The organism is Pseudaeromonas aegiceratis (genome assembly GCF_046254905.1).
GTDB classification, from domain to species: Bacteria; Pseudomonadota; Gammaproteobacteria; order Enterobacterales; family Aeromonadaceae; genus Pseudaeromonas; species Pseudaeromonas aegiceratis.
In genome coordinates this window covers 1,216,968-1,243,716 of the sequence record NZ_CP158016.1, presented here as the reverse complement: position 1 = coordinate 1,243,716, position 26,749 = coordinate 1,216,968, and the positions used below count along the sequence as shown (strand labels likewise).

Genomic DNA, 26,749 nt, shown 5'->3' with positions numbered 1-26,749 from the left:
CTATCGGCGCCGTTTTTTTATCTCGGTCAAACCGCCGCGGGATCGGCAAATCCGTGGCATCCCCACCCTGTCGCCCCCTCCCCTGACTCACGGGTCGTGATACACTTCTGCCACGCCGTCATTTCGGATCACACGACAGTCCACACCCTATGATGCTCTCTCGCTTACTTCGCGCCCTGCTTTGTGTCTGCCTGCTGCTGCCCGGTCTGCTGGCCGCCGCCAGCCTGCCCTCCGCCAGCACGGTGCAAGCCGCCCTGGATAGTCTGGCCAAGGAAGAAAATCTCACCGTCAGCCAGCAAAAAGAACAGGATGATCTCAAGGCCCTGCTGGCCAACCTGGATGCCATCGACAAGGAGCAGGCCAAGCTTAAGCAGCAACAGAGCAACCTGAGCAGCCAGCCCAGCAAACTCCGGGAACTGGAGCGGCAGATCAAGCGCCTGGGGCCGGAGCCCGCCGCCGATGCCCTGGCCAGCCAGTACGCCACCTACAGCCTGACCGGGCTGGAGACCGAGCAGGACAAGCTGCACCAGCAGATGCAGACCACCCAGCAACAGCTGAGCGATGCCAATGCCGTGCTGGTGTCGCTGCAGGGCCTGCCCGAGCGCACCATGGCGGAGCTGAGCCGCATCAACCAGCGCAACCAGGCGCTGCGCAATCAGCTGGGTGGCCCCAGCGACGGCAAGGAGAACAATTCATCGGCACGCCAGCGGGCCAGCAGCGAACTCACCCTGCTGGAGTTGCAGCAAAAATCCCGCGAGCAGGAGTTGGATAACCGCACCGCCATGCTGGAGCTGGTCACCAAGCAGGTGGCACTGCTGAACCTGCAGCTGAGCCGCGCCGGCCTGCAGGCCCAGGTCATCCAGCAGCAGATCAACAACAAGCGGCTGGCCCTGGGCACCCAGGCACTGGATCAGCTGGAGCCCGAGCTGGCCAGCCAGGTGGCGCAGGATCCCCTGTACCGCAGGGAGCGCCAGCTCAACGTCCAGCTCAGCCGTCAGCTCATCGCCTCCACCGAGGAGATACAGCGGCTCACCGAGGAAAACGTCAAGGTCAAGGGCTGGCTGGAGCGGGTAACCCAGACCGAACACACCATCAACGAGCAGATCGCCATACTGCAAGGCAGCCTGCTGCTGTCGCGCATCATCTACCAGCAGCGGCAGATGCTCATCGATCCCAACATCAGCAACAACCTGGATGAACAGATCGCCGACCTGCGCCTGGAGCAGTTTGACATCAACCAGCAGCGCGATCGCCTCTATCAGCCCGACCGCTACCTGGATGAACAGCTGGCCCAGAGCGACCCCGAGCTGAGCCCCGCCCTGCGCCAGGTGATGAGCCAGTTGCTGGAGGCACGTACCAGCATGCTGGAGCAACTCAACCGCCAGGTGGGCAATGAGCTGAGCCTGGCCATCAACCTGCAGCAGAACCAGCACCAGCTGACCCAGATCAACGAGACCCTCAAGTTCACCCTGCAACAGCAGATCTTCTGGGTGACCAGCAACAAGCCGCTGGACTGGAATTGGGTCAAGGGCTGGCCGGCGGCCATGCTGTCGCAGCTGCTGGAGCTGGGCAGCAAGATCAGCCCGGCCAGCTGGTGGAATCAGGGGCTAGCCTACTGGCTGCTCGGCCTGCCCCTGCTGCTGCTGGCCGGGCTGCTGCGCTGGCACCGCAACCGCCTGACCACCAAGCTGGGCAAGCTCAACAAGGAGGTGGGCCACCTGTTGCGGGACAGCCACCTGCACACCCCCCTGGCCCTGCTGCTGACCCTGTTGCGTATCCTGCCCGCCGGCCTGCTGATCCTGGTGCTGGGGCTGCTCACCGCCCACTGCGGTCTGGCCGAGCCCAAGCTGATCCTGCGCCTGGGGTTACAGATGGCGGTGGCCTACCTGGCCTTCGGTCTGCTGCTGCGCATCACCCGCCCCGATGGCCTGGCCATCAGCCACTTCGGCGGCAATCCACAGAAGGTGGCCAACCGGCACCAGATCATCCGCCGGTTGTGGCGCACCCTGCTGCCCCTCATCGTCATCGCCAGCATAGGCCAGCTGGACCCCTCCACCCTGGCCAGTGACGTGCTGGGCCGCAGCATTACCCTGGTGATGCTGCTTATCATCAGCTACCAGCTGCTCCCTCTGGGCAAGCGTAGTGGCGCCACCGGCCAGAACCTGCTGCTGGTGGGCTGGAGCCTGCTGTTCGCCCTGGTGCCCCTGTGTCTGATCGGCCTCACCGTCACCGGCTACTACTACACGGCGTTGGAGCTCACCGCCCGCTTAATCAACAGCTTCTACCTGCTGGCCCTGTGGGCCATCGTCTACCAGACCGGCCTGCGCAGCCTGGCCCTGGCGGCCCGCCGCCTGGCCTATCGCCGGGCCCTGAATCGGCGCCAGCAGCAGAAGCAGCAGGAAGACGCCGACGGTGGCGAGGCGGTGGAAGAGCCGCCCATGTCGCTGGAGCTCATCAGCCAGCAGTCCATCCGCCTGCTGAACCTGACCCTGTTCGTGCTGTTCGGCATGGCCCTCTACCTGTTCTGGTCCGATCTGGTGGCCATCCTCACCTACCTGGACAAGGTGCCCCTGTGGCACCAAAGCGTCACCCTGGACGGCAGCACAGTGCTGCAGCCCGTCAGCCTGCTGGACTTGCTCAAGGCCCTGACCCTGGCGGGAGTGGCCATCATCATGACCCGTAACCTGCCCGGTCTGCTGGAGGTGCTGGTGCTCGCCAAGCTGCAGCTGGCTCAGGGCACCGCCTACACGGTGAAGACGGTGCTCTCCTACGTCATCACCGCCATCGGCGTGCTGGGCAGCCTGTCGGCCTTGGGGATGGACTGGAGCAAGCTGCAGTGGCTGGTGGCCGCCCTGTCGGTGGGGCTGGGCTTCGGTCTGCAGGAGATCTTCGCCAACTTCGTCTCCGGCATCATCATACTGTTCGAACGGCCGGTGCGGATCGGCGACACCATCACCCTCGGGGAGTTCTCCGGCACCGTCAGCAAGATCCGTATCCGGGCCACCACGGTCACCGACTTTGACCGCAAGGAGATCATCATCCCCAACAAGGCCTTCGTCACCGAACGGCTGATCAACTGGTCCCTGTCCGATACCGTCACCCGGGTGATAGTACGGGTCGGCGTGGCCTACGGCTCAGATCTGGAGCTGACCCGTCAGCTGCTGCTGCAGGCCGCCCAGCAGAGCGAGCGGGTGATGCAGGATCCCGAACCCATCATCTACTTCCTGAACTTCGGCGCCAGCACCCTGGATCATGAGCTGCGCTTCTACGTGCAGGAGCTGGGGGATCGCAACCCCACCATCGACGAGCTGAATCGCCGCATCGACCAGCTGTTCAAGGAGCATGGCATCGAGATCGCCTTCAACCAGGTGGATGTGTTCATCAAGAACCTGCCCACCGGCGAAGAGCTGCAGATCGCCCCCGCCACCCTGGGGGCGGCGGTCGCCGGCGCGGTGGAAGGCCAGCCCCAGACCCCGCCGCCGGCCGCACCGGCCTCGGGCCAGCTGCCCTAGGCACGCAAGCGGTAAAAAAAAAACGGAAGGCCAGGCCTTCCGTTTTTCATGCACGCCGGATGCTAGATACGGCGCATATTGATGTTCATGGTCTGGATCCGGTAGGCGATCTGCCGGGGCGTCATGCCCAGCAGGCGCGCCGCCTTGGCCTGCACCCAGCCACACTTCTCCAACGCGGCGATGAGTCGCTGGCGCTCGTCCATCTCCTCTTCACCCCCCAGGGGCTCGCTGGGGGTGAAGCTGGGCACCGGCCGGCTGGGGGCCAGGCCGCCGCGCTGCTCCGGGTTGTTGAACAGGATGACATCGCGATCGATGAGGCCGTTCTCGCAGATCACCGAGGCCCGCTCCAGGCAGTTCTCCAGCTCCCGCACGTTGCCCGGCCAGTCGTGGCCTAGCAGCATGCGCAACGCCCCTTCGCTGATCTTCAGCTCCCGGCCCTGGCGCGCGGAGAGCTTCTCCACCAGGTAACGGGCCAGATCCGGAATGTCCTCCAACCGCTCCCGCAAGGGCGGCAGCTTGATGGGCATGACGTTGAGGCGATAGTAGAGATCCTCGCGGAAGTGCCCCTGGCGCACCTCCTCCTCCAGGTTGCGGTTGGTGGCGGCGACGATACGCACATCCACCGACAGGGTATCGGTGCCGCCGACCCGCTCCATCTCCCCCTCTTGCAGGATACGCAGCAGCTTGGCCTGAAACGACGCGCTGATCTCGCCGATCTCATCCAGGAACAGGGTGCCGCCATCCGCCATCTCGAAGCGGCCCTTGCGCTGCTTCACCGCCCCGGTGAAGGCGCCCTTCTCGTGGCCGAACAGCTCGCTCTCCAACAAGGAGTCCGGCAGGGCGGCGCAGTTGAGCTTGACGAAGGGGCCGTTGGCCCGGGGGGAGTTGTAATGGATGGCGTTGGCGATCAGCTCCTTCCCGGTGCCGCTCTCGCCGCGCACCAGCACGGTGGTATCCCACTTGGAGACCTGACGAATGGACTCGAAGATCTGCCGCATGATGCTGGTCTTGCCCACCATGTTGTCGAAGCCATACTGGCTGCGCACCTTGCGCCGCAGACTGTCCCGCTCGCTGCGCAACGCCTCCTGCTCCTTGTGGGCCTGGCCCACCAGCCGCACCGACTGGCCGATGAGGTTGGCCACCATCTCCAGGAAGCGGGTATAGATGGGCAGCCCCTGCTCCGACATGGCCATGGGCTGGGCCGCCAGCACCCCCAGGGGTTGCCCCTCCACCCCAGGGATGGGCACGCAGATAAACGGCAGGCTGTAGTCGTACAGGTTCAGGCGATCCAGGAAGCGGGGATCATCCGCCACCCGGGGGATCACCAGGGACTGGCCCTGATGCATCACAGAGCCCAGGATGCCCTCGCCCACCCGGTAGCGCACCCCCTTGACGTCCTTGATCACCTCGGCATCCACGCCGTGCATCGCCTGGATGAACAGGGCGCTGCGATGATGATCGAACAGGCTCACCAGGCCATACTGCATGTGCACCTTGTCGTGCAGGGTCTGCAACATGGCGCTCAGGGTCTGTTCCAGATCCAGGGAGCGACTCAAAACCACACTGATATGATGCAGGGCCTCCAGTTGCTCCTGCATCCCCAGCCCTCCCTCAACCACGGAAACCCGGGATGAAAAGCTGCTCATGCTAACCTCCTGTCACTGAGCGAAGACGGTAAATGAAGGGTGATGCGATGGGCCCCGTCGCTGAGGCTGCTGACCTCCACCATGCCCCTGTGATCGTTGGCCACGCTCTGCACCAGGGAGAGGGCCAGCAGGCCGCCCTCCTGACCACCAGGCTGACCGGCCAGCAGACGGTGGGCGCCTTGCGGCGACCCCGGCGCATTATCCTCCACATAGAAATCAATTCCCTGACCCGAGTCCTCGGCCCCCACCCGCACCCAGGCGTCCACCAGGGACTCGGTACGCTGCAGCCCGCGCTCCACCAGCAAGGAGAGGGCCGCCAGCAGCCGCAGCTTCTGGCCCTCCAGCAGGCAGCTAGCGGCATCGGGTATGGCGAACTGCAGCCGGCCCTTCTGCCCGCTGAGCCCGGGCAGACAGAGATCCTGCAGATCCTGCAGCAGGCTATGGGCACTCAGGGCCACCAGGGGCTCCTCGGCCTGGGGTGGCTGACAGGCCTGCAGCCGGCGCATGGCGGACTCGCCCTCCTCCAGCGCCACCGCCATCACCCTGTGGCTGCCACAGTCGGTCACGGGATCCAGCTGGCGGGCGGCCTGCAGCATGTTCAGAGGCGCCTGCAACTGCACCAGGGCAGCATCCAGGGCCTCGCGGATCACCGCCGCCTGCTTGGCGGCCGCCAACTCGGCCCCCAGCATGGCCAGACGCCCCTGCTCCTGTTGCTGTCGGCGCTCGGTCTGATCCGTGATGATCAGCAGGCGACAGGCGCGCTTGCGCCCCTCGACGAAATAGAGCTCCGCCTCCTCATTCAGCTCCTGCAGCAACTGGCTGTGCACGCTGTACCAGCGGGTCTGGCCGCGGATGATGAGCGGCACCAGGGGGCGACTATGGTCCGGCTCGGCGCTGAGCCCCAGGGCCGCAAAGGGTTCCATCCCTTTGAGGTCGGTGCGCAGTGTCTTGTACACCAGGTTGTCCAGGATCACCTGCTGCTGTTCATCCAGCACCACGATGGCGGACGGGGCCGCGTTGAGCACCGCCTCTATCATGGCCATCTGGTTATGCACCCGGCGCTCCAGGCCGTAGCGCACGCTGATGTCCTTGTGCATCCCCAGGTAGTGGGTGATGAGACCGTCCGGGGCCGTCACCGGGGTGATGGTCACCTCCGCCAGATAGACGCTGCCATCCTTGCGCTTGTTGATGAGCCGGCCGGTCCAGGGCCGCGCCGAGGTGAGCTGGGACCACATCTCCTCATAACGGCCCTTGGGGGTCTGCTGGCTGGCCAGCACATTGTGATTGCGGCCGGTGAGTTCGCCACGGCGATAGCCGGTCAGCTCGCACAGGGCGCGGTTGCAGTAGAGGATGTTGGCGTGGGGGTCCGTGATGGAGATGGCGATGGAGGATTGTTCCACCACCTCCAAGAACAGTTCGGCAGGCAGGGTATGCAGCAAGGTCGCCACGGCTGCATCCGGCTTGGACACGGTCAGGGTGGGTGAGGTCTGCAGCTCCATAACGGGCTCCTGAAAAGTCTGTGGCTTGTACGACAATTTGTGAACTCTGTCAGACCGCTGGGCCTGGCAAGGTGCTCTGCCCCGCTTAAATGCAATTCCTATTCCGTAAGCGTTCCAGTAGCAGCTTACCCTTCATTTTGTGTGTCTTTTAGGACAACCCAAGGCACATTTGTGACAAAGCCAGTGACCCGCAAGCCCATCCGCCCGACAAGAGCGCACGAATTTGCACCATAAACAGGCACAAAGGTGACCCGACGCACCATGGCACGGCTTTCGCAATGGCTGTGGGGACGTAACAACCCGATGGGCTTTGCCATGAAAGAACTGCTACTGATGATCCTGGCCAACAGTCTGGTCAATAACGTGGTCCTGTCCCGCTTCCTGGGACTCTGCCCCTTCATGGGGGTCTCCAACAAGGTGGAGTCCGCCTTGGGGATGGGCATGGCCACCACCTTCGTGCTGACCATGTCCGCCTGCGTGGGCTGGCTCACCGAGCACCTGCTGCTCGAGCCCCTGGGGCTGGAATACCTGCGCCTGCTGGCCTTCATCATGATCATCGCCTCCCTGGTGCAGCTCACCGAGCTGTTTGTGGCCAAGCAGAGCCCGGCCCTGCACCGCACCCTGGGGATCTTCCTGCCACTCATTACCACCAACTGCGCCGTGCTGGGGATCACCCTGCTGACGGTGCAGGAGCAGCTCTCCTTCCTGGAGAGCCTGATCTACGGCCTCAGCTCCGCCCTGGGTTTCACCCTGGTGATAGTACTGTTCGCCGGGCTGCGGGAGCGCATCGCCCAGAGCAAGCTGCCAGGGCTGTTTGAGGGGGCCCCCATCAGCTTCATTACCGCCGGCATCCTGGCCATGGCCTTTGCCGGCTTCGCCGGTCTGGCCTGACAAGGAGGTGACCATGATGACCTTTATTTCCCTGTTGGCCCTGCCCCTGCTGGCCGCCGTGGTGGGCTATGCCCTGGGGCTGGCGGCCCAGTACCTCAAGGTGGAAGGGGATCCCTTGGCCGAACAGATAAGCGCCCTGTTGCCCAACGGCCAGTGCGGTCAGTGCGGCTACCCGGGCTGTGCCCAGGCCGCCGAGGCCATGGCCCGGGGCGAGGCCCCGCCCACCTGCTGCCCCCCCGGCGGTCAGGCGCTGGCCAAGCAACTGGCAACCCTGCTGGGGGTGAGCCTGGATGCCAGCAGCCAGAAGCTGCCCCAGCTGGCCACCATAGACGAGAGTGCCTGCGACGGCTGTGGCCGCTGCTTCAAGCAGTGTCCGTTTGATGCCATCGTCGGTGCCACCCGCCAGCTGCACGGGGTGATCCAGGACGCCTGCACCGGCTGCGGCCAGTGCCTGTCCGCCTGTCCCCACAGCGGCATTCGCCTCTATGACGATCCCCTGTTCGCCCTTGCCGCACCCAAGCCCGGCACCCAAGGAGTCCGCCATGCTTAAGGCTCAGATCCGGCCCCAGGGGGGCATACACCCCGACAGTCACAAGCAGCTCACCGCCCAGCAGGACATCCGTACCCTGGAGATGCCCCGGCGCCTGATACTGCCACTGAAGCAGCATGCCGGTGCCCCGGCCCTGCCGGTGGTGAAGGTGGGGGACGAGGTCAGCGCCGAACAGCTGCTGGCCCGGGGCAACGGCCGCTTCTCCGTGCCCATTCATGCGCCGCTGGCCGGCACCGTCACCGCCATCGACGGCGGCACCATTCAGCTGAAGGTGAGCCAGGAACAGACCCTGCAGCCGCCGCTGCACCGGGACGCCAGCCTGCTGGAGCCCATGGCCATGATGGATCTCATCGAGGCGGCAGGCATCGTCGGCATGGGCGGCGCCATGTTCCCCACCGCCGACAAGCTGCGCCTGGCCCTCAAGCACCCCATCGATACCCTGATCATCAATGGCAGCGAATGCGAACCCTACCTGACCTGCGACGATCGCCTGATGCAGGAGCAGGGCGAACAGATCCTGGGGGGCATCCGCTACCTGATGCGCATCACGGGGGCCACCGCAGTCTTTATCGGCATCGAGGAGAACAAGCCCGAGGCCCTGCAGCACATGGACGAGCTGTGTGCCGACGAGCCGGCCATGGAGGTGGTCGCCCTGCCGGCCCTCTACCCCATGGGCTCGGAGAAACAGCTGATCCAGGCCCTGTGTGGCCGGGAAGTGCCCAGCGGCAAGCTCTCCGCCGAGATGGGCATACTGGTGAACAACGTGGCCACCTGCATCGCCGTGTTCAACGCCCTGCGCTTTGGCCGTCCCCTCACCCACAGGGTGCTGACGGTGACCGGCGAGGCCATCGAGCAACCGGGCAACGTGCTGGTGCCCATCGGCATGCCCCTGTCAGAGATCATCAACCAGTGCGGTGGCCTCAAGAGCACGCCGGCCCGCATGGTGTTCGGCGGTCCCATGATGGGCAAGGCGGTGACGGATCTCCACGCCCCGGTCACCAAGGGCACCTCCGGCATACTGCTGCTCACCGAAGCCGAGCTGCCCCGCCGCCATGCCAGCGCCTGCGTGCGCTGCGGTCGCTGCGTGGCCGCCTGCCCCATGCATCTCACCCCTCTGCAACTGGCCACCGACATCCGCAACGACAAGCTGGACAAGGCCAGCGAGTGCGGCCTGTCGGACTGCCTGCTGTGCGGCTCCTGCGCCTATGTCTGCCCGGCGGCCATCCCGCTGACCGACTACTTCGACTGGGGCAAACAACAGCTCAACCGGGAACGGCTGGCCAAGCAGAAGGCCGAGGCCACCCGCGCCGCCAGTGAAGCCCGCCGCGCTCGTCTGGCCCAGGAAGCCGCCGAACGCGCCGCCGCCAAGGCCGCCAAACCCGCCCGGGGCGAAGGTCGGGGCGAAGGCCGTCGTTCCTCTCGTCGTACTACCCAGGAGGCCTCATGACTCTACGTGCTCCCCATGCCCACGAGGGGATCAGTATCCCCACCTTGATGTTCAAGGTGATACTGGCCCTGCTGCCGGCCGCCGTGCTGGGGGTGCTGCAATTCGGCGTCCCTGCCCTGCTGCTGCTCTTCACCTGCCTGCTCACCGCCTTGCTGTGTGAGGGGCTGTGCCGCAAGCTCAATCCCCAGGCGGAGGGCCGCGCCAATGACGGCGCCGCCCTGCTCACCGGCCTGTTGCTGGCCATGAGCCTGCCGCCCCACCTGCCCCTGTGGTTGGGGGCCCTGGGCACCGCCATCGCCATCCTGTTCGGCAAGCAGATCTACGGCGGCCTGGGCCAGAACCCCTTCAACCCCGCCATGCTGGCGCGGGTGGTGCTGCTCATCGCCTTCCCGGTGCAGATGACCCACTGGGTGGATCCGGCGGCCTTCTACGACGGCAACTGGTACCTGCCCGGGGTGGACGGCCACTCCGGCGCCACCCTGCTGGGCGGCTTCAAGGAGAGCGGCCACCTGAGCCTGAACCTGGTGGGGCAATGGCTGGGCACCGCCCGGGGCAGCATGGGGGAAACCTCGGCCCTGCTGCTGGTGCTGGGCGGCCTCTGGCTCATCTGGCAACAGGTGTTCAGCTGGCACGTGCCGGTGGCCACCCTGCTGGGGGCCCTGGTGCCCGCCACCCTGCTGTGGCTCATCAACCCGGCCCTGCTGCCGGATCCCGTCAGCCAGCTCACCGGTGGCGGCCTGCTGCTGGGGGCCTTCTTCATCGCCACGGATCCTGTCACCAGCCCCACCAGCAGCCGCGGCAAGCTGTGGTTCGGCGCCGGTCTGGGGGCCCTGGTGTTCATCATCCGCACCTTCGGCAACTTCCCCGAGGGGGTGGCCTTCGCGGTGCTCATCATGAACGGGGCCACGCCGCTGATTGACCACTTCACCCGGCCCACCATCTACGGTCACAAGGTTCGCAAGGAGGAGCAGGCATGAGCACAGCCACCCTGGATTGGAAGCAAAAGCCCCACTTCATGGGCCTGCTGCTGGGGGGCTTCGCCCTGCTGGTCTGCGTGCTGGTGGCCCTGGGAGCCAAGTGGACGGATCCCCTGATCGCCCTGCGTACCCAGGAGGACACCCAGAAGCTGCTGGATCAGGTGATCCCCGCCGAGCTGTATGACACGGCGCCCACCAAGGAGCCCTTCGACCTGACCCTGGACGGCCAGACGGTGCAGGGCTTTCGCGCCCGCAAGGCGGGCCAGGTGACGGCGGTGGCGCTGTTTGCCGAGACCCAGGGCTATGGCGGCACCATACGCCTGCTGCTGGGCATCGACGCCCAGGGCGTACTCACCGGCGTGCGGGTACTCAGCCACAGTGAAACCCCGGGGCTGGGGGACAAGATCCAGACCAACAAGAGTGACTGGATCCTGGGCTTTGCCGGCCTCTCCCTGGGCAACCCGGACGAGCAGGGCTGGCATGTGAAGAAGGACGGCGGTCAGTTCGACAGCTTCACCGGTGCCACCATCACACCGCGGGCCATGGTCAAGGGGGTGCATGAGACCCTGACGCTGTTTGCCAAGCACAGCGCCGAACTGCTGGACAGCAAGGAGTAAGCCATGAACTTTTATCTCAACCTGATGCGTGACGGCCTGTGGCGCAACAACGTCATCTTCACCCAGCTGCTGGCCATGTGCCCCCTGATGGCGGTGACCACCAGCGCCACCAATGGCCTAGGCATGGGCCTCATCACCACGCTGGTGCTGTTGTGCTCCAACGTGCTGGTCTCCTGTATCCGTCAGATAGTGCCGCCCCAGGTGCGCATCCCCATCTTCACCCTGGTGATCGCCTCCCTGGTGACCCTGGTGGACATGGCCATGAACGCCTGGCTGCACGAGCTGCACAAGGTGCTGGGGCTGTTCATCTCCCTCATCGTAGTGAACTGCGCCATCCTGGGCCGCGCCGAATCCTTCGCCACCAAAAATCCGCCCCTGGCGGCGGCGGTGGACGGTCTCTCCATGGGACTGGGTTTCACCCTGGGGCTGGTGGTGGTGGGGGGCTGCCGGGAGGTGCTGGGTAGCGGCACCCTGTTTGCCGGCGCCAGTCAGCTGCTGGGCCCCCACTTCACCTTCATGGAGCTGACCATACTGCCCGGTTACTCCGGCTTCCTGCTGATGCTGTTGCCCCCCGGCGGCTTCATCATGCTGGGGCTGATCCTGAGTGCCATTCGCCTGGGGGCCCGGTTGCGGCAGAAGGACGCCGTCCCCGCCGCCCCGGCGCAGGCCGACGCCGTTGGAGGATGTCATCTATGAAAGTGAGTGTCGCCCATGCCCGGGGCAACCTGGGCGCCTGGTTTCAACTGGATCTGCCTGAACCGGTGACCGCCGGCGAGGCCCTGCTGGCTTCCCCCCTGCTGGGCCGCTTCCCGGACTTGGATCCCACGGTGCACCGCGTCGGCATCTTCGGCAAGCTGTGCACCCCGGACACCCCCCTCAAGGAAGGGGATCGGGTGGAGATCTACCTGCCGGTCTCCCGGGTCGCCAGCCCAGAGGATGAGGACGACGACGAATAAGCGCCGTTCAATTCCCTTACCGATACGACACCGGAGGCCAAGGCCTCCGGTGTTTTTTGCTGCACGCCAAGGCGTTTGCCTATAGCGGCGTGATCTCCAGCTTGCCATCGACGCATTGGATCTGGCTGGGCCCGCCATCCCGCAGGGTGACGAGCTTCTTGCCGGCGATCTCCAGCCGCAGGCCGCTAAACAGCTTCTGCCGGGCCAGGATCCGCGCCTCGGCCAGGAAGGCCTCCTGCTGCGACTTGTTGCCCGCCAGGCGCGCCTCATGCTCCGCCAGCTGTCCCTGATGGTGTTCCAGCGTCGCCGCCAGCTTCAGCGCCAGCTCTTCCTTCTTCGGGCCAGCGGGCATCAGCACCAGCTTGCTGTGGGCCTCCTCCACCTGCTTGATCACATCCTGGGTGTTGGCCAGCTGCATCTGAATGCCCTTTTGCTGCTTCTTCAAGGCGCCAAAGATGCCCTCGATCACCAGCTCTGTGCTATTGTCGGCCTGGGCCCCCAGGATCACGGCCTCGATCTGCTCGCCCGCCTGGATCCGTCCCCCCACCAGGGTGCCCTTGCGGCCGCCGGGGTCCTGCACCCGGACCGAGCCCAGCGCCGTCACCTGGCTGTGCAGCATCTGGCTCTCCACCAGCACGTCCTTATCCGACGCCAGCTGGGCATACTGGACGAACTTGGCTCCAATGTTGCCTCGCGCCCGCACCACACAGGAGTGGCTCGCCTGCTGTCCCTGCTGCTGATGGCCTATGATGCCACGCCCCACCACTATGTCGCCGCCGGCCTCGAGACTGGCGGACTCCACGAAGCCCGCCACATTGATGTCCCCGCCGGCCTTGACCTGCATGCCCTCGCAGACATTGCCGCTGATCACCACGCTGCCGGAGAAGTTCACATGGCCGTAGCGGGCATCCACCGTCTTGATGAGCAGCACCTCATCCACCTGCATGCCCCTGTCCTGGGCGATGGGCATGCCCTCCTGGGTGGCCAGCAGCTGATTGGGATTCTCGGGATCGATCTGCGTGCCCTTGCCGGGGCTGAACTGAGCATCCTTGCCCGGCTCGGCGGGCAGCGCCTCGCCGGTCACCAGAAAACCCGGCGTGCCCTGGGTGAACGGCTGGCGCACCATCAGCAGTTGTCCCACGTCGACCGTGGTGATGGCCCCCAGGTTGCGCAGATCCACCCGATCGGCGCTGCCCTCCAACCGCTGGGGCATCATGGCCCGGCTGGTGATCACCTTGGGAATGAAGCGGGTATCCTGCCCCTTGATAGGCGCCTGCCCCTGGGCCAGCAGCCAGTTGATCCGCTTGCCCGGGGATGCCTTGGCCAGGGTGGCCACCAGGCTGTCCAGCACAGTCTCATCCACACCGCGACAGATGCCCTCCTCCCGGATGGCGCCTTCCAGATCCGCCCGGCTCAGGCTGCGGCCACCGAAGGGCGCCACCAGGGTCGCTTCGGCGCTCATGCGATCGTCGGCCACCTTGATGGTGAGCTCTGCATCCAGCCGCTGGGCCAGCACTATCTTGGAGTTTCCCAGGGCCGCCTTGGATTCGGGATGAGTCAGGGTTTCGTTGAGGGCCTCTACCGCCTCGCGGATCCCGGCATCGTTCACCTTGTACAGGCGATACGCGGATCCGGCGAGCAGCTGGCGCAATTGGAGCTCATCCACGGCCACGGCGATGGGGCGCGCCTTGAGCAGAACAAACTGATGGTCCGACGATACGGCAAACAGATCTACGGCGGGCATGGGCGACTCCTGACGACCTGACGAACTGCCAAGTTTTCAGTTAATTAACCGCAATTTTTCCCCGACGACAACCCTGGCAGATCCTGTCAGCTCCCTTCGTTGACGCTTTGCAGCGGTTCTGTCGTCAGGATCACAGCCGCCGCACCACGACAGGTTTCAATCAACCCCTACGCCAGCCCGCCGGCGGCAGGCCGACCTCAGGCCGAGGCGTCCTGCACCCGATAGGCGGCGGCCAGCTGGCTGATCCCCAGCCCCGGCAGCTTCTTCACCTGGATCTGCACCGGGATCCGCTCCTTGAGGGCCGCCACGTGGCTGATGATGCCGATGGTCTTGCCCGAGGCATTGAGGTTATCCAGAGCATCCAGCGCCACCTCCAGAGTCTCGGTATCCAGGGTGCCAAACCCCTCGTCGAGAAACAGGGAGTCGATGCTGGTCTTGTGGCTCACCAGCTCCGACAGGGCCAAGGCCAGGGCCAGGCTCACCAGGAAGCTCTCACCGCCGGAGAGGGTCTTGGTATCCCGCTGGGCATCGGCCTGCCAGGTATCCACCACCCGCATCTCCAGGCTCTCGCCGGGCTTGCGCTCCAGCCGGTAACGGCCGTGCAACCGCGCCAACTGGCCGTTGGCCAGGGTGATGAGGTGCTCCAGGGTCAGCCCCTGGGCGAAGCGGCGGAACTTGTCCCCCTCCTTGGAGCCGATGAGGCCGTTGAGCTGGGCCCATTCATCGTAACGCTCCCGGGCCTGGGTCAACTCGGCCAGCAGCTGAGCATGGCCCTGCCGTCGCCTGGTATCCGCCGCCAAGCGCTCCTGGCATTGACCCAACTGCTGCTGAACCTCGGCCTGGGATGACTCAAGCGCTGCCAGTTTTTCGGCCAGCTCCGCCGGTGTGGCGTCGTCCGCCGGTCGACTGGCCGCCAGGGTATCGAGCCCGGCCTGACACTGGGCCAGCCGCCCCTGGGCCGCCAGACGCTGCGCTTCAAACTGCCGCCGCAGCTGCTGGAGTTGCTGCCGCCGCTCCTCCGGCAGACAGGCCGCCAGAAAGGCCGCCTCGTCGACAAACACCGAGTCCGCCAGGGCCTGCTGCCACTGCTGCTCACGCTCCTGCAGCAGGCCCCTGGCCTGCTCGCTGGCCTGACAGGCGGCGTGCCACTGGCCCTGGCACTGATCGCGCTCCCCTTGCTGGCGTTGCAGCGAGGTCTGCGCCGCTTGCCAGGCCGCCTCGGCCTGCCGAACCTGCGCCTGTGACGCGGCCTTGAGCTGAGCTATGCTGGCCTCGCCCACCAGGGCCTGGCGGCGGCCTTGCAGCTCGGTCAGCTGGGCCGTCAAGGCGTCCAACTGCTGGGCAGCGCGCTCCTGCGCCGCCTGCAACAGCGGCAGCCTTGCCTGTTGCTGCGCCAGTTCGGCCTCCCGCGCCCCCTGTTGCTCCCGAGCCGCCTGCAGCTGGCCCTGCAGTTGCTGCAGGCGCGTCACCTTGGCCTGCAGATCGGCCAGCCAGGTCAAGGGGGCCTCATCCGGCAAAGACAACCCCGCCGACGCCAGCGCCGCCGCCAATTGCCCATGCCCGGCCGCCAGAGCCTGCTGCTGCGCCTGTTCCTGGCGCTGTAGGGCCTCGAGCTGCTGGGCCAGCTGCGCCTGCTGGGACACCTGCCGATCCCATAGTTGCTGGGCTTGCTGCTCCTGTTGACGTGCCTCCCCCAGGCGTCGCTCCGCCAGCAACGCGACCTGCTGCCACTGCTGCCACTGGCGCAGCGCCTGTTCGCTGTGTTGCAGCGCCGTGGCGGCCTCCGTCAATGCCGCGTCAAGGCCTGCGCCCTCGTCCAAGTCCAGGGGCAGATCCGCCGGGCGCTGTGTGCGCCATTGCTGCGCCAGGGCGTCCAGTTCGGCTTGCCAGGGCGGGGTCTGGGCCGCCTGTTGGCGCTGCTGCTCGGCCAACCAGTTGAGTTCGGCGGCCAGGGCACTGCCGCGCTCCTTGAGCGACTCCAATTGCTGCTGGGCCTGGGCCAACTCGGCCGCCAAGTCGGCGTCGGCCCGGGTATCAGTGACCGGCGGCAGGGGGTGTTCGAGGGCGCCGCACACGGGGCAGGGACAGCCAGGCTGTAACGACTCACGCAAGGCGGCCAGTTGCTGCGCCGCCTGGGCCTGCTGTTGGCGCAGCGCCAGCGCATGGCCCTGCTGCTGAGCCTGACGATACGTCTCCCGCAAGGCTTCCCGCTCCTGGGTCAGGGCCGCCAGGCGCGCCTGGCGCTCGGCCTGTTGCGCTTCCCACTGCACCGCCTGCTCATGCAGCTGCTGCCGACGGGCCTGCAAGGGCTGCAGCTGCAACAGGCGGGTCTGCCGCACTTGGGCCTGCTGTTGCGCCAGCAACAGGCTCTCCCCATCGTCGGGCCACCGCTCGCCCTGCTCCCGCACGTCGGCCAGCGCCGCCTGAGCCGCCGCCGTCTCGGCCTGGGCCTGGTTGAGGGCCTTCTGGGCTGGCTCTTGCGCGCTCAGGCTGGCCTGGTGCTGCACTACCAATGCCACCTGTTGGGTCTGCAGCGCCTGCAAGGTGACGTCTATCTGCTGCAATTGCTCGAGTTGCCATTGCCACAGGGGCAGGCGATCGGCCCAGGGCGCCAGCGGAAGCAAGGGCGCCAGGGCCGCCTCCAGCCCCTGAATGGTTTGCCGCCCCGCCGCTTGCGCCTGGGCCAAGACCGTCACCTGGTGGGTTTGTTCGTGCCAGGCCGCTTGGCTCTCCTGCCAGGCGCTCAGCCGCCCGGGGCGCTGTTCGCTCAACGACTGGCAGGCCAGATCCAGTGGCAACAGCTCCTGTTCAATCAGTGTCTGCTGCACCTGGGCGGCGGCCTGGGCCTGATGCAATTGTGCCTGGGCCTGCGCCACCCCCTGGGCCTGTTCCGCCACGCCCTGGGTCAGGGCCTGCTGGCGCTGCGCCAGCATGTCGACCTGTGCCGCCTGTTGCCGCGCCAGGCCCTGCTGCTCCTGCCAGCGGCCATGGCTTGGCGCCAGCTTCTGTGCCGGTTCATCCAGAGCCAATTGAGCCAGATCCTGGGCGGCTTCCGCCTCCTGCTGCGCCAGGGTGGCCAGCGCCTGCTGTGCCAGCTGCCGCTGTTGTTCGCCCCGCTGCCAGTCCTGCCACCATTGGCTGGCCCGTCTGACCGTCCCCAGCGACTGCCGCAACTGCAGCAACTGCTGCTCATGGGCCGCCACCTCGGTCTGGAGGGCAAGGCACGTCTCCTCCGGCAACAGATCGACCCCCGCCAGCCGGGCCTGCAGCTGGTCACAGGCCTCTTTCATCAGCTTGCTCTTTTCAAACACGGCGCAGGAGATACGACCATAGATCTCGGTGCCGGTCAGCTCTTCCAACAGCTCGGCGCGCTCATTGGCCGGGGCGTGCAAGAAGGCGGCAAACTCGCCCTGGGAGAGCAGCATGGACTTGGTGAAGCGGGAAAAGTCGAGCCCGGTGAGACTGGCCACAATGTCCAATTTGTCCCGCACCTTGTCCGCCAGGATCTGCCCATCCGCCAGCCGCGCCAGTTCCACCTGGGGAGGTTGCAGATTACCCTCCGGTTGCAGACGGGCACGCCGCTGGCTCCAGAAGGCCCGGTAACCGACTCCCTTGACCTCGAACTCCACCTCCGCCAGACAATCGGCGCAGTGGCGGGTCATCAACTCGTTCTGGGTGGGGCTGACCTGCAGCCGCGGCGTCTGGTGATAGAGGGCCAGGCAGATGGCATCCAGCAGGGTACTCTTGCCTGCGCCCGTGGGACCCGTGATGGCAAACAGCCCCCCCCCGGCGAAGGGCGTCTGGCGAAAGTCGATTTTCCACTCCCCGCGCAGGGCGTTGAGGTTCTTCAGGCGAAGACTCAGTATCTTCATGGCTGTTCCTCCTGCGCCGGATCCGCAAGCTCCGTCACGACCTGGTTGAAGTGGTCGGTGAGCCGCTGACGCCGTTGGGCCAGCGCCTCCCCGGCCAGACTCTCCTCCTGGGCCAGCCGGCGGACAAACACCTCCTCAGGCGTCAGCTCACTCAAGGTCTCGGTCAGTTCGGTTTGCCAGACGGGCGAGGCCTCCCGCACCCGGCGTAACAACAGCACCTCCACGGGCAAGTCGGTAGACACCTGCTCGATCCTCGCCTGCAGATCCCCCAGATAGCCCTGATGGGTGACCTCCAGATCCAGCCACAGCCGCTGACCCGCCGGCACCGCCAGCGCCGCCAACTGGTGGCAGAGGGAGTCGACACTGCCCCTAAGGCGTGCCATGGGTTGCCAGTTGGGCACCGACAGGGGGGTAATGTCCGGGGTCGCATCCTCGTGCCACTCCAGCAGCAGCACCTGCTTGCTCTGCCCCAGCTCGTCGAAGCTCAGGGCCAGCGGGGCGCCACAGTAGCGTACCGTGGCACAGCCGCCCACCTGCTGCGGCCGGTGGATGTGCCCCAGGGCCAAATAGTCAAACTGGGGTAATGCCGCCAGCGGCAGGGCATCCAGGGTGCCTATGTAAAGATCCCGCACCGACTCGCTGCGGCTGGCCCCCACCAGGGTCAGGTGCCCGGTGGCCAGGATCGGCAAGCGCCGCCCGGTGATCGCCAGATAGTCGGCCTGCTGACGTTGTGCCTGCTCGTAGAGGCTCAGGTAGGTACTGGTCAAGGCCTGCTGCAGGGCCTGCCGCTTATCTTCGGCCGACTCGCCGGCCTCGGAGCTCAGCAGATCCCGGGCGCGTAAAAACGGCACGGCACACAAAAATGCACCGGGTTGGCCCTGACGATCGGTGAGCCGCAGCAGGCGCTCTTCGGCCGGGGCCGGCCCGGCCACCACCTGGGTGTTGAGGCAGGCCAAGAGTTCACGAGACTCATTGAGGGTCGCCACCGAATCATGGTTGCCGCCCAAGACCACCAGTTGACAGCCGGTAGCCTGCAGATCGACCACAAACCGGTTGTAGAGGGTACGGGCATAACTGGGGGGAGTACCGGTATCGAAGATATCCCCCACCACCAGCAACACATCCACGCCCTGCTGCTGCACCTGATCCAGCAACCAGCTTAGAAATGCCTGGTGCTCAGGCGCCCGGCTCTTGCCGTAAAACGACTGGCCCAGATGCCAGTCCGAGGTATGAAGGATCCGCATGAAACACCCGACAGCGTCAAACACTGGGTCAGCATGCTATCACAGGGGAAGGCTATAGAGGGCGACACCCCTTGGCACTGGCAACGCCGTGTAAGACCGAGAGCAACGAGAGGAGTGCAAAGAGGCAGAAAAAAAGAAGCGCCACAGAGGGTGGCGCCGTCTTGGCTTACTTGCTGTATTGTTCCGGACTGATCTGGCCGATTTCGGGGGCCAGCTTGTCCGCCAACAACCACAGGGTGAAGGGATGAAGTTGCTCCTGATGAGCCAGGGCCACCAAAAAGGCACCCCCTACTTCGCGATAGCCTAATTCGTAATTCTTCAGCGTGGTGGGGGGAACCCCCAACAGCTCGGCAAACTTGGGCCGGCTCAAACCGATAGTTTCACGAATTTGACGAATTTTTTGTCCAACGGAGAGATTACTGGGATTCATACGATTCCTCACACATCCTGCGGTACTACCGCGTAGGGTTAGTAGTGATTGCCATGTATCAGTTTTATCCAGCTCCGTTTTTTCTTTATTTTCTGTTTTTTATGGTGTTTTTGATTCAACCAGAACCCTGGCGCTGCGCATCTTAAACCGTCAAAGTTGTCAGGTAAACCAATTAATCATCCTCTGATATTGTGGCTCATTTGGCTTGACCTCGCCATCTGGAACCTCACCGGACATCCTCGTCCAAAATCAGACTCGTGTGCTCCTCATATTCCTTCAGACTCAAGATAGGTCGTCGAGTTTCATTCCACCAAGGGAAAAAATGTCAGATCAGACCAGCTGACTTCTGCCATGTTTATGCAAAGTTTTGCTAAACAACTGGGATTCATAAGGATTCCATTTCAGTCATATAGTTGAGAAATGCGTCACAGTCTGAACAGAAACTTAACCTCAGCATTTTCCAAATAAAAAAATGTCGATCTCTGTCATACATATGGTCTAGACTGACTCTGATATAGGCTCATACGGCAACCGATCTGATTTATTCAGATGAGTACTTTATTTTCGTCACCCTCTTTATTTGTGGTCCTGCTGTGGCAGATAATGCGGGTCGCGTCACAAATCCGGCCAAGCCGGTATTCCTAAGTCGAGGAGATAACAATGCAAAAGACAGTGGCATCTACTCTGGTGGCCAGCTTTATCGCCGCCTTGACCTTTGCTTCAAACGTACAGGCTGACGACGCAGAAGGCGTCTTCATGGGTGGTGGTATTGGTTGGAGTCACTATGCCGATATCGATGGCATGGGCCTGTCAACTGACAAGAACGCGACCTCCTACCGTCTGTTTGGTGGTTACACCTTCAACAAATACTGGGGCCTGGAAGCCGGTTACAACTGGCTGGGCGACGCCAAGGTGGGTGGTGATACCTACCACGCCAACGGCGTAAACCTGTCCGTTCTGCCCCGCTATCCGCTGACCGACAAGCTGTCCATCGTCGGTGAACTGGGTGTCATGTTCTCCGACGTGAAGAACGACAACTACGGCACCAGCGATAACGGCACCAACGGCGTATACGGTGTCGGTGCTGCTTACCGCGCCTCCGACGAACTGGATATGCAACTGCGCTACCGCCTCTACGACGACCTCGGTGACAAGTCCACCGGCAAGTCTGACGTGCACAACGTGAGCCTGGAAGCCGTTTACTACCCGACCCGTACCACTTACGTGGCACCGGCGCCGGAACCCGCTCCGGAACCCGTTGCTGAGCCGGTTGTCGAAACCAAGACCTTCACCCTGTCTTCCGACGTCATGTTTGACTTCAACAAGGCCTCCTTGAAAAGCGAAGGCATGACTGCGCTGGATCAGCTGTACACCAACATCAAGGCTGAACAGCCCACCGATGGCACCATAGTGGTGTACGGTTACACCGACCGCATTGGTTCTGAACAGTACAACCAGACCCTGTCCGAAAAGCGTGCACAGACCGTTGCCGACTACTTCGTGCAGAAGGGTATCCCGGCTGACAAGGTTTCCGCCGTGGGTCGTGGTGAAGCTGACTCCGTCACCGGCAGCAACTGCGACGGCATCAAGAAGCGCAAGGACCTGATCGTATGTCTGGCTCCGGACCGTCGCGTCAATGTTGAAGTGACCGGTACCAAGCAAGTCACCGTTCAGCCCTAAGCCTCGCGCTGACAAATTATTTGACAAAACCGCCTTCGGGCGGTTTTTTTATTGCCCTCAACGCGAAGCAGCAAGCCCTCGCGGCAAGTGTCATAGAGAGAGGAGACAAAAGATGAACGACAAGCAAGCTATCGACAAGGCCAGTCTACTGGCCCTGGCCAATCAGCAGATCCAGGCCCACAAGGACTATCTGCCCGGCATGCATGCCGATGAGGTGGAAGAGAAGGCCGGCGTCCTGGTGTTTAAGGGCGAATTCTTTTTAGACGAGAACGGTCTGCCCACCGCCCGCACCACGGCCGTTTTCAATATCTTCAAACAGCTGGCGACCCAACTCTCCAAGCAGTATAACCTGCAGTAAAGAAGCAAAAAAAAGCCCGACTAACCATCGGGCCTTTTCATCCAAGATGAAATCAGCAACAGGCGGCCGTCTGCTCCTGGACTGACTTCCGGCTTGCCCAATACTGCCTGGTCTCGGCGATGATGATATGCCGCAGCCCGATCAAGCCAATCAGATTGGGTATCGCCATCAAACCGTTGACGATATCCGCCAGTAACCAGATGAGATCCAGGTGCAGGAAGGCCCCCAGGGCCACCAGCAGGATATAGACCCAGCGAAACGGCAATATGCCCCGCACGCCGAACAGGTACTCGGTGCACCGCTCGCCGTAGTAGTTCCAGCCCAGAATGGTGGTGAAGGCAAAGAACAGCAGGCCGACATTCACCAGATGCTGCCCCAGGGGGCCGCCGAGCCCAGTGGTAAAGGCCGCGTGGGTCATGGCGGCACCGGCCGCCTCACCCTGCCAGGCGCCCGTCACCACCAGCGCCAAGCCGGTCATGGTGCAGATGACGATGGTATCGAAGAAGGTGCCGGTCATGGAGACCAGTCCCTGCTCGACACAGGACTCGGTCTTGGCCGCCGCCGCCGCGATGGGCGCCGAACCAAGGCCTGATTCATTGGAGAAGACACCCCGGGCCACGCCGGCCTGAATGGCCAGCATGATACCGGCACCGGCAAAGCCACCGGTGGCGGCGGTCGGCGTGAAGGCCCCCTGCAGCACCAGGGCGATGGCCGCCGGCAATCCCTCATGATTGAGAGCCAAGACCCCCAGGCAGATGAGGATGTAAAACAGCGCCATGAAGGGCACCACGGCGGTGGACACCTTGGCGATGGACTTGAGCCCCCCCAGGGTCACCAGGGCCACCAGCACGGTCAACACCAGGGCACTGGCCCAGCGCGGGGCATCCAGCGTCAGGCTGGCGGCGTCGGCAATAGCATTGACCTGGGGGAAGGTCCCGATACCGAACAGCGCCACACCGATGCCGAACAGGGCGAAGGCCCGGGCCAGCCACTTGCTGCCCAGCCCCTTCTCCAGGTAGTACATGGGGCCACCGGACATCTGGCCATTGGCGTCCACCTGGCGGAATTTCACCGCCAACAGCCCCTCGGCATACTTGGTGGCCATGCCGAAGAAGGCCGCCATCCACATCCAGAACAGGGCGCCCGGCCCCCCCAGCTTGATGGCGGTGGCCACGCCGACGATGTTGCCTGTGCCTATGGTGGCGGACAGGGCGGTGCACAGGGCGGCGAAGCTCGACACATCGCCGGGCTTGTCCTGCTCCCGTCCGGGAAAGAAGACCAGTCGCAGCGCCGCCGGCAACTTGAAGATCTGCAGCAGCCCCAGGCGGAGAGTTAGATAGATACCGGTACCGACCAGCAGCACCAGCAAGGGGGGGCCCCACACCAGATCATCCAGAGTGGTCAGCCATTGAGTCAGGGTTGTCACGGAATCCTCCCGTTACGAACAAGGTTTAATTCGTCACGAGGAGACATAGAGGCAATGAGACGCCGCCCGGGCAGGGCCGAGGAAATGGCGCACCACGCTCCATCCCCTCTGTCCTTTTGCCTGAGAGTTTCAACCCATGGGGTTTTGCTCCTTCGGCGCCCGATTTAACGGGTCTCTCCAGAGGCTCGTCCAGTAGCAGTCCTTACCAGATGGTGGCGCCTGAAAGATTTACTTCTTCGGCGGACGGCAAGCCGTCACTCTCCTGCTACCTTCATCCGAACGCTGGAAGGTGAAGCGCAGAGTCTAACGCACAAGACACTGGCATTTCCAGACAAGCCCAGTGAAATAAACAGGCAAAACGCGCAAAATACCATCACTTAACCTAATGCTTTGCCGTGGAGACGGACACAGGGCTGCCCTTGCCACCCCAGGCCTGGGATGACAGAATCAGCAGCCCATAGCAGAAGGACCCAGGAGCCGCCATGATCCGCGTCTACGGCATTCGCCAGTGTGACACCCTGAAAAAAGCCCTGCGTTGGCTGGACGAACAGCAGATCCCCTATGCTTACCACGACTACCGCAAGGACGGGCTAAGCCCCGAGCTGCTGCAGGAATTTATCGATGCCCTGGGTTGGGAGGCGCTGTTCAACAAGCGTGGCACCACCTATCGCCAGTTGGATGACGCCACCAAACAGGCCCTGGATGCCAAGCTGGCCTTCGAGGTGATGCTGGCCCAGCCAGCCATCATCAAACGCCCCCTGCTGCTCAAAGATGGCCAATACACCCTGGGCTTTAGTGAAGCCCAATACCGCTCGCTGTTTGCCTGAACCTCCACAACGAAGGGATGCAAGATGACTGACTCACCCGTGCTGGCCCTGGCCTGCGACCTTATCGCCCGGCCCTCGGTCACCCCGGAAGACGCCGGCTGCCAACAGATGATGGCCGAACGCCTGGCCCAACTGGGCTTCACCATTGAGCCCATGGTGTTTCATGACACCACCAACCTGTGGGCCCGCCGTGGCACAACCGGCCCCCTGTTCTGCTTCGCCGGCCACACCGACGTGGTGCCCCCCGGGCCGCTGGACAAGTGGGACTCTCCGCCGTTTGAACCCCAGGTGCGGGACGGCCTGCTCTACGGCCGGGGGGCCGCCGACATGAAGGGCTCCCTGGCCGCCATGCTGGTGGCGGTGGAGCGCTTCGTCACCGATCATCCGGACCATCAGGGCTCCATCGCCTTTCTCATCACCAGCGATGAGGAAGGGCCCTTCATCAACGGCACTCCCAAGGTGGTGGAGACCCTGGAGGCCCGCAACGAGAAGATCACCTGGTGCCTGGTGGGCGAGCCCTCCTCCACCGCCCAGGTCGGCGACGTGGTGAAAAACGGCCGCCGCGGCTCCATCATGGGGGATCTGCTGGTCAAGGGGATCCAGGGCCACGTGGCCTATCCCCATCTGGGCCGCAACCCCATCCATCAGGCCGCCCCCGCCCTGGCGGAGCTGACCAGCACCCGTTGGGATGAGGGCAACGCCTTCTTCCCCCCCACCAGCTTTCAGATCCCCAACATCAACGGCGGCACCGGTGCCTCCAACGTGATCCCCGGTGAGCTGAAGGTGCAGTTCAACTTCCGCTTCAGCACCGAGCTGACCGACGAGACCATCAAGGCCCGGGTGCACGAGATCCTCGACCGCCACGGCCTGGAATATGAGTTGACCTGGACCCTGAGCGGCCACCCCTTCCTCACCGCCCAGGGCGCCCTGCTGGATGCCACCGTGGGCGCCATCGAGGAGGCCGCCGGTATCCGCACCGAGCTGTCCACCAGCGGCGGCACCTCGGATGGGCGCTTCATCGCCCCCACCGGTGCCCAGGTGCTGGAATTGGGACCGTGCAATGCCACCATCCACAAGGTCAACGAGTGCGTGAGGGTGGCGGATCTGGACTCCCTGGCCCAGATGTACCAGGGCATACTGCGCCGCTTGCTGGTGGCCTGATGGACAGTACCTGGTTGGGACTGGACAGCGCGGCGTTGCTGACTCTGCCGGATGGTCGGCAGCTTCGGCCTGCCACGGCCGCGGCCTGGCAGCGGCTGCAGCAAGCCGCCCGTGCCGAGGGTCTCGAGATCGCCATCGCCTCCGCCTACCGGGACTTTGCTCGCCAGTGCCAGATCTGGAATGCCAAGTTTGACGGCCGCCGTCCTGTGTTGGATGAACAGGAGCGGCCGCTGGATATGGGCAGCCTCAGCGATGAGCAGAAGGTGTGGGCCATACTGCGCTGGAGCGCCCTACCGGGTACCAGCCGGCACCATTGGGGCACGGATCTGGATATCTATGCCCCCGCCCTGCTGCCCCCCGGTCAGACGCTGCAGCTGACCTGTGCCGAATACGCCCCGGAGGGCTACTTCGCCCCCCTCACCGCCTGGCTGGACAACCACCTGGCCGAGTTTGGCTTCGACCGCCCCTACCGGCATGGCCGGAACCAGAATCCGGGGGCGGTGACCGATGAACCCTGGCACATCAGCTTCCTGGCCGAGGCCGGCGAATTCGAGCGGCAGATGAACTATGCCGCCCTGCAGGCCGCCATCGCTCAGAGCGATATCGCCGGCAAGGCCGCCGTGCTGGCCTGCCTGCCGGCCATCTGGCAAGCCTTGTGCCCCCCCCCTAAGGAGATCCCATGAACCTCTGGCTTTGGATCGGCCTACCCCTGCTGTTCTTGCTGGGTATTTTCTTAAATGCCATCAAGGATATGAAGCGGCTGGAAAAAGAGGTGCCCAAGTTTCTCGACAAGGTGCGCCCCCAGGCCTACGACGATGACGAAGATGAGGCTCCGGCTAAGCCGGACGACAAGGTGCCCAACGAAGAAAAACCGGCACCGTCATCGGACAAGCCGCCGCAGGCCGGCTCACAGGAGTGAGGACGAGGGCGCACACCGCGACTACCGCCGTACAAAGACTTGCCCCGGCACTGTCACTTGGCCTAGTATCAAGCCGATCTTCACACTCACCTTGGATGGGGAACGAGAGGGCCATGTTGCGTCGTTGGCTGTTGGCTTGCCTGCTGCTGTTGGGACTGCCCTGGTATAGCGCCAGTGCGGCGGCCTCGACGCACCTGCCAGCGGCCATGGTGCAGCCGATGGCACCAAGCCAGCCCCATGCCAATTCGCCCCACGAGATGGCAACAGTCAGCCCCAGCAGCACAGACTGCCACGGCCAGCCGGCTGGCCACCCAGATCATTGCCAGGGACAGATGCCCCTGAATGAACAGTGTGGCGGCAAGGTGCACTGCAGCGGCTGCCTGACCCCGGTGGCCGCCCTGCCGGATCTGACCACCCTGGGGCCCAAACTCTCACGCCCGGGCAGCGACCCCCTGCTGCTGGGGTTGGGTCATTATCTCGATCATATCCCCGGCGTCCCCTCGCCGCCCCCCACCCGCACCTTCATCTAACGCCCGGCCATCCGGCCACTCAACCGTGCCCCAATCCTGCTGAGGCGCGAACTGGCGACGGCCTCTTGCCACACCGCCATAGACGTTTTGATGAAGGAAAACACCATGAAGTTCACTCAGTTTCTGGCCCTTGGCCTGCTGTTCACCCTGCCCACCCTGCAAGCGGCAACCATGCAACAGGATCACGCCATGGCCGATGGTCAGATGACCATGGCCGATGGCCAGATGACCATGCCGGCCCAGTATGCCATTGCGGCCAAGGTCATCGGCCTCGACGGTGACAAGGTGATGCTGCAGCATGAGGCGGTGCCGGCCCTGGGCTGGCCTGCCATGACCATGCCCTTTGCCCTGGCCGATGCCGGCCTGGCCAAGGGGCTGACCCCAGGGCTGCAGATCCAGGGCCACTTCAGCCCGGTGAAGGGCGACTCCCCCCGCCTGCTGGACTGGCAGGCCAAGCCCTAAG

General features: G+C 64.3%; 23 protein-coding genes and 1 riboswitch. Of the genes, 16 read left to right on the top strand and 7 right to left on the bottom strand.

Translation table 11 applies throughout. From position 1 onward, the window contains the following. Positions 1-149: 149 nt before the first annotated feature. Positions 150-3,512: a mechanosensitive channel MscK gene (gene mscK / locus ABHF91_RS05920; protein WP_409422542.1), complete on the top strand. Its 3,363-nt coding sequence runs from the start codon at positions 150-152 to the stop codon at positions 3,510-3,512. Between the two features lie 62 nt (positions 3,513-3,574). Here the strand turns inward: mscK and nifA are convergent, their stop codons facing one another. Next, positions 3,575-5,158 carry a nif-specific transcriptional activator NifA gene (nifA, locus tag ABHF91_RS05915; RefSeq protein WP_409422541.1) on the bottom strand — a complete coding sequence of 528 codons (1,584 nt, stop codon included), beginning with the start codon at positions 5,156-5,158 and terminating at the stop codon, positions 3,575-3,577. Beyond that, complete coding sequence (gene nifL, locus ABHF91_RS05910; protein ID WP_409422540.1) at positions 5,155-6,657, bottom strand: nitrogen fixation negative regulator NifL; 1,503 nt, start codon at positions 6,655-6,657, stop codon at positions 5,155-5,157. The genes nifA and nifL overlap by 4 nt, the downstream gene beginning before the upstream one ends. 315 nt (positions 6,658-6,972) lie before the next feature. Between nifL and rsxA the strand changes: the two genes are divergently transcribed. From rsxA to ABHF91_RS05875, 7 genes are read left to right on the top strand one after another with little or no spacing between them, the layout of a single operon-like run. Beyond that, on the top strand, positions 6,973-7,548 hold the full coding sequence (gene rsxA / locus ABHF91_RS05905; protein ID WP_409422539.1) for an electron transport complex subunit RsxA: 576 nt from the start codon (positions 6,973-6,975) through the stop codon (positions 7,546-7,548). Positions 7,549-7,561: 13 nt separating this feature from the next. Next, on the top strand, positions 7,562-8,098 hold the full coding sequence (locus ABHF91_RS05900; protein ID WP_409422538.1) for an RnfABCDGE type electron transport complex subunit B: 537 nt from the start codon (positions 7,562-7,564) through the stop codon (positions 8,096-8,098). Beyond that, positions 8,091-9,545, top strand: a complete 1,455-nt coding sequence (rsxC, locus tag ABHF91_RS05895; RefSeq protein WP_409422537.1) for an electron transport complex subunit RsxC — start codon at positions 8,091-8,093, stop codon at positions 9,543-9,545. Before ABHF91_RS05900 ends, rsxC begins: the two co-directional genes overlap by 8 nt. Further along, on the top strand, positions 9,542-10,522 hold the full coding sequence (locus ABHF91_RS05890) for an RnfABCDGE type electron transport complex subunit D (RefSeq protein ID WP_409422536.1): 981 nt from the start codon (positions 9,542-9,544) through the stop codon (positions 10,520-10,522). Before rsxC ends, ABHF91_RS05890 begins: the two co-directional genes overlap by 4 nt. Further along, positions 10,519-11,139, top strand: a complete 621-nt coding sequence (gene rsxG, locus ABHF91_RS05885; RefSeq protein WP_409422535.1) for an electron transport complex subunit RsxG — start codon at positions 10,519-10,521, stop codon at positions 11,137-11,139. Before ABHF91_RS05890 ends, rsxG begins: the two co-directional genes overlap by 4 nt. 3 nt (positions 11,140-11,142) lie before the next feature. Continuing rightward, the gene (locus tag ABHF91_RS05880; RefSeq protein ID WP_409422534.1) at positions 11,143-11,835 is read left to right on the top strand and encodes an electron transport complex subunit E; all 693 of its coding nucleotides are present in this window, start codon (positions 11,143-11,145) and stop codon (positions 11,833-11,835) included. Further along, positions 11,832-12,095 carry an RnfH family protein gene (locus ABHF91_RS05875; protein ID WP_409422533.1) on the top strand — a complete coding sequence of 88 codons (264 nt, stop codon included), beginning with the start codon at positions 11,832-11,834 and terminating at the stop codon, positions 12,093-12,095. Before ABHF91_RS05880 ends, ABHF91_RS05875 begins: the two co-directional genes overlap by 4 nt. Positions 12,096-12,174: 79 nt before the next feature. Here ABHF91_RS05875 and ABHF91_RS05870 read toward each other — a convergent pair whose 3' ends face one another. The 4 genes from ABHF91_RS05870 to ABHF91_RS05855 all read right to left on the bottom strand — a co-directional run bounded on the left by ABHF91_RS05870 (position 12,175) and on the right by ABHF91_RS05855 (position 19,385). Next, on the bottom strand, positions 12,175-13,839 hold the full coding sequence (locus ABHF91_RS05870) for a DUF342 domain-containing protein (protein WP_409422532.1): 1,665 nt from the start codon (positions 13,837-13,839) through the stop codon (positions 12,175-12,177). Positions 13,840-14,036: 197 nt separating this feature from the next. Beyond that, positions 14,037-17,711, bottom strand: coding sequence for an AAA family ATPase (locus tag ABHF91_RS05865; protein WP_409422531.1), 3,675 nt, complete (start codon positions 17,709-17,711; stop codon positions 14,037-14,039). Continuing rightward, positions 17,708-18,955, bottom strand: coding sequence for an exonuclease subunit SbcD (sbcD, locus tag ABHF91_RS05860; protein WP_409422530.1), 1,248 nt, complete (start codon positions 18,953-18,955; stop codon positions 17,708-17,710). The genes ABHF91_RS05865 and sbcD overlap by 4 nt, the downstream gene beginning before the upstream one ends. A gap of 166 nt (positions 18,956-19,121) precedes the next feature. Then, positions 19,122-19,385: a helix-turn-helix domain-containing protein gene (locus ABHF91_RS05855; protein ID WP_409422529.1), complete on the bottom strand. Its 264-nt coding sequence runs from the start codon at positions 19,383-19,385 to the stop codon at positions 19,122-19,124. A 660-nt stretch (positions 19,386-20,045) separates the two neighbouring features. On the opposite strand from ABHF91_RS05855, the gene ompA reads away from it, so the two are divergent. Together ompA and ABHF91_RS05845 are read left to right on the top strand one after the other, a co-directional pair. Further along, positions 20,046-21,065, top strand: a complete 1,020-nt coding sequence (ompA, locus tag ABHF91_RS05850; protein ID WP_409422528.1) for a porin OmpA — start codon at positions 20,046-20,048, stop codon at positions 21,063-21,065. Positions 21,066-21,177: 112 nt separating this feature from the next. After that, a complete protein-coding gene (locus ABHF91_RS05845; RefSeq protein ID WP_409422527.1) occupies positions 21,178-21,423 on the top strand; it encodes a DUF2498 family protein in 246 nt (81 codons plus the stop codon). Positions 21,424-21,475: 52 nt separating this feature from the next. Here the strand turns inward: ABHF91_RS05845 and ABHF91_RS05840 are convergent, their stop codons facing one another. Further along, positions 21,476-22,849, bottom strand: a complete 1,374-nt coding sequence (locus ABHF91_RS05840; RefSeq protein ID WP_409422526.1) for an alanine/glycine:cation symporter family protein — start codon at positions 22,847-22,849, stop codon at positions 21,476-21,478. A gap of 98 nt (positions 22,850-22,947) precedes the next feature. Next, positions 22,948-23,040: riboswitch (glycine riboswitch) on the bottom strand. Positions 23,041-23,331: 291 nt separating this feature from the next. Here ABHF91_RS05840 and ABHF91_RS05835 point away from each other — a divergent pair. The 6 genes from ABHF91_RS05835 (at position 23,332) to ABHF91_RS05810 (ending at position 26,748) form a co-directional block, all read left to right on the top strand. Continuing rightward, positions 23,332-23,676 (top strand): ArsC family reductase, encoded by a 345-nt coding sequence (locus tag ABHF91_RS05835; RefSeq protein WP_409422525.1) that lies wholly within the window; start codon positions 23,332-23,334, stop codon positions 23,674-23,676. 24 nt (positions 23,677-23,700) lie between these two features. After that, complete coding sequence (dapE, locus tag ABHF91_RS05830) at positions 23,701-24,837, top strand: succinyl-diaminopimelate desuccinylase (protein WP_409422524.1); 1,137 nt, start codon at positions 23,701-23,703, stop codon at positions 24,835-24,837. Next, positions 24,837-25,520 carry a M15 family metallopeptidase gene (locus tag ABHF91_RS05825; RefSeq protein ID WP_409422523.1) on the top strand — a complete coding sequence of 228 codons (684 nt, stop codon included), beginning with the start codon at positions 24,837-24,839 and terminating at the stop codon, positions 25,518-25,520. Before dapE ends, ABHF91_RS05825 begins: the two co-directional genes overlap by 1 nt. Further along, a complete protein-coding gene (locus ABHF91_RS05820; protein WP_409423152.1) occupies positions 25,517-25,756 on the top strand; it encodes a hypothetical protein in 240 nt (79 codons plus the stop codon). Before ABHF91_RS05825 ends, ABHF91_RS05820 begins: the two co-directional genes overlap by 4 nt. Before the next feature lie 113 nt (positions 25,757-25,869). Further along, a complete protein-coding gene (locus tag ABHF91_RS05815; RefSeq protein WP_409422522.1) occupies positions 25,870-26,286 on the top strand; it encodes a hypothetical protein in 417 nt (138 codons plus the stop codon). A 105-nt stretch (positions 26,287-26,391) separates the two neighbouring features. Beyond that, positions 26,392-26,748: a copper-binding protein gene (locus tag ABHF91_RS05810; RefSeq protein ID WP_409422521.1), complete on the top strand. Its 357-nt coding sequence runs from the start codon at positions 26,392-26,394 to the stop codon at positions 26,746-26,748. The last annotated feature ends 1 nt before the right edge of the window (position 26,749 follow it).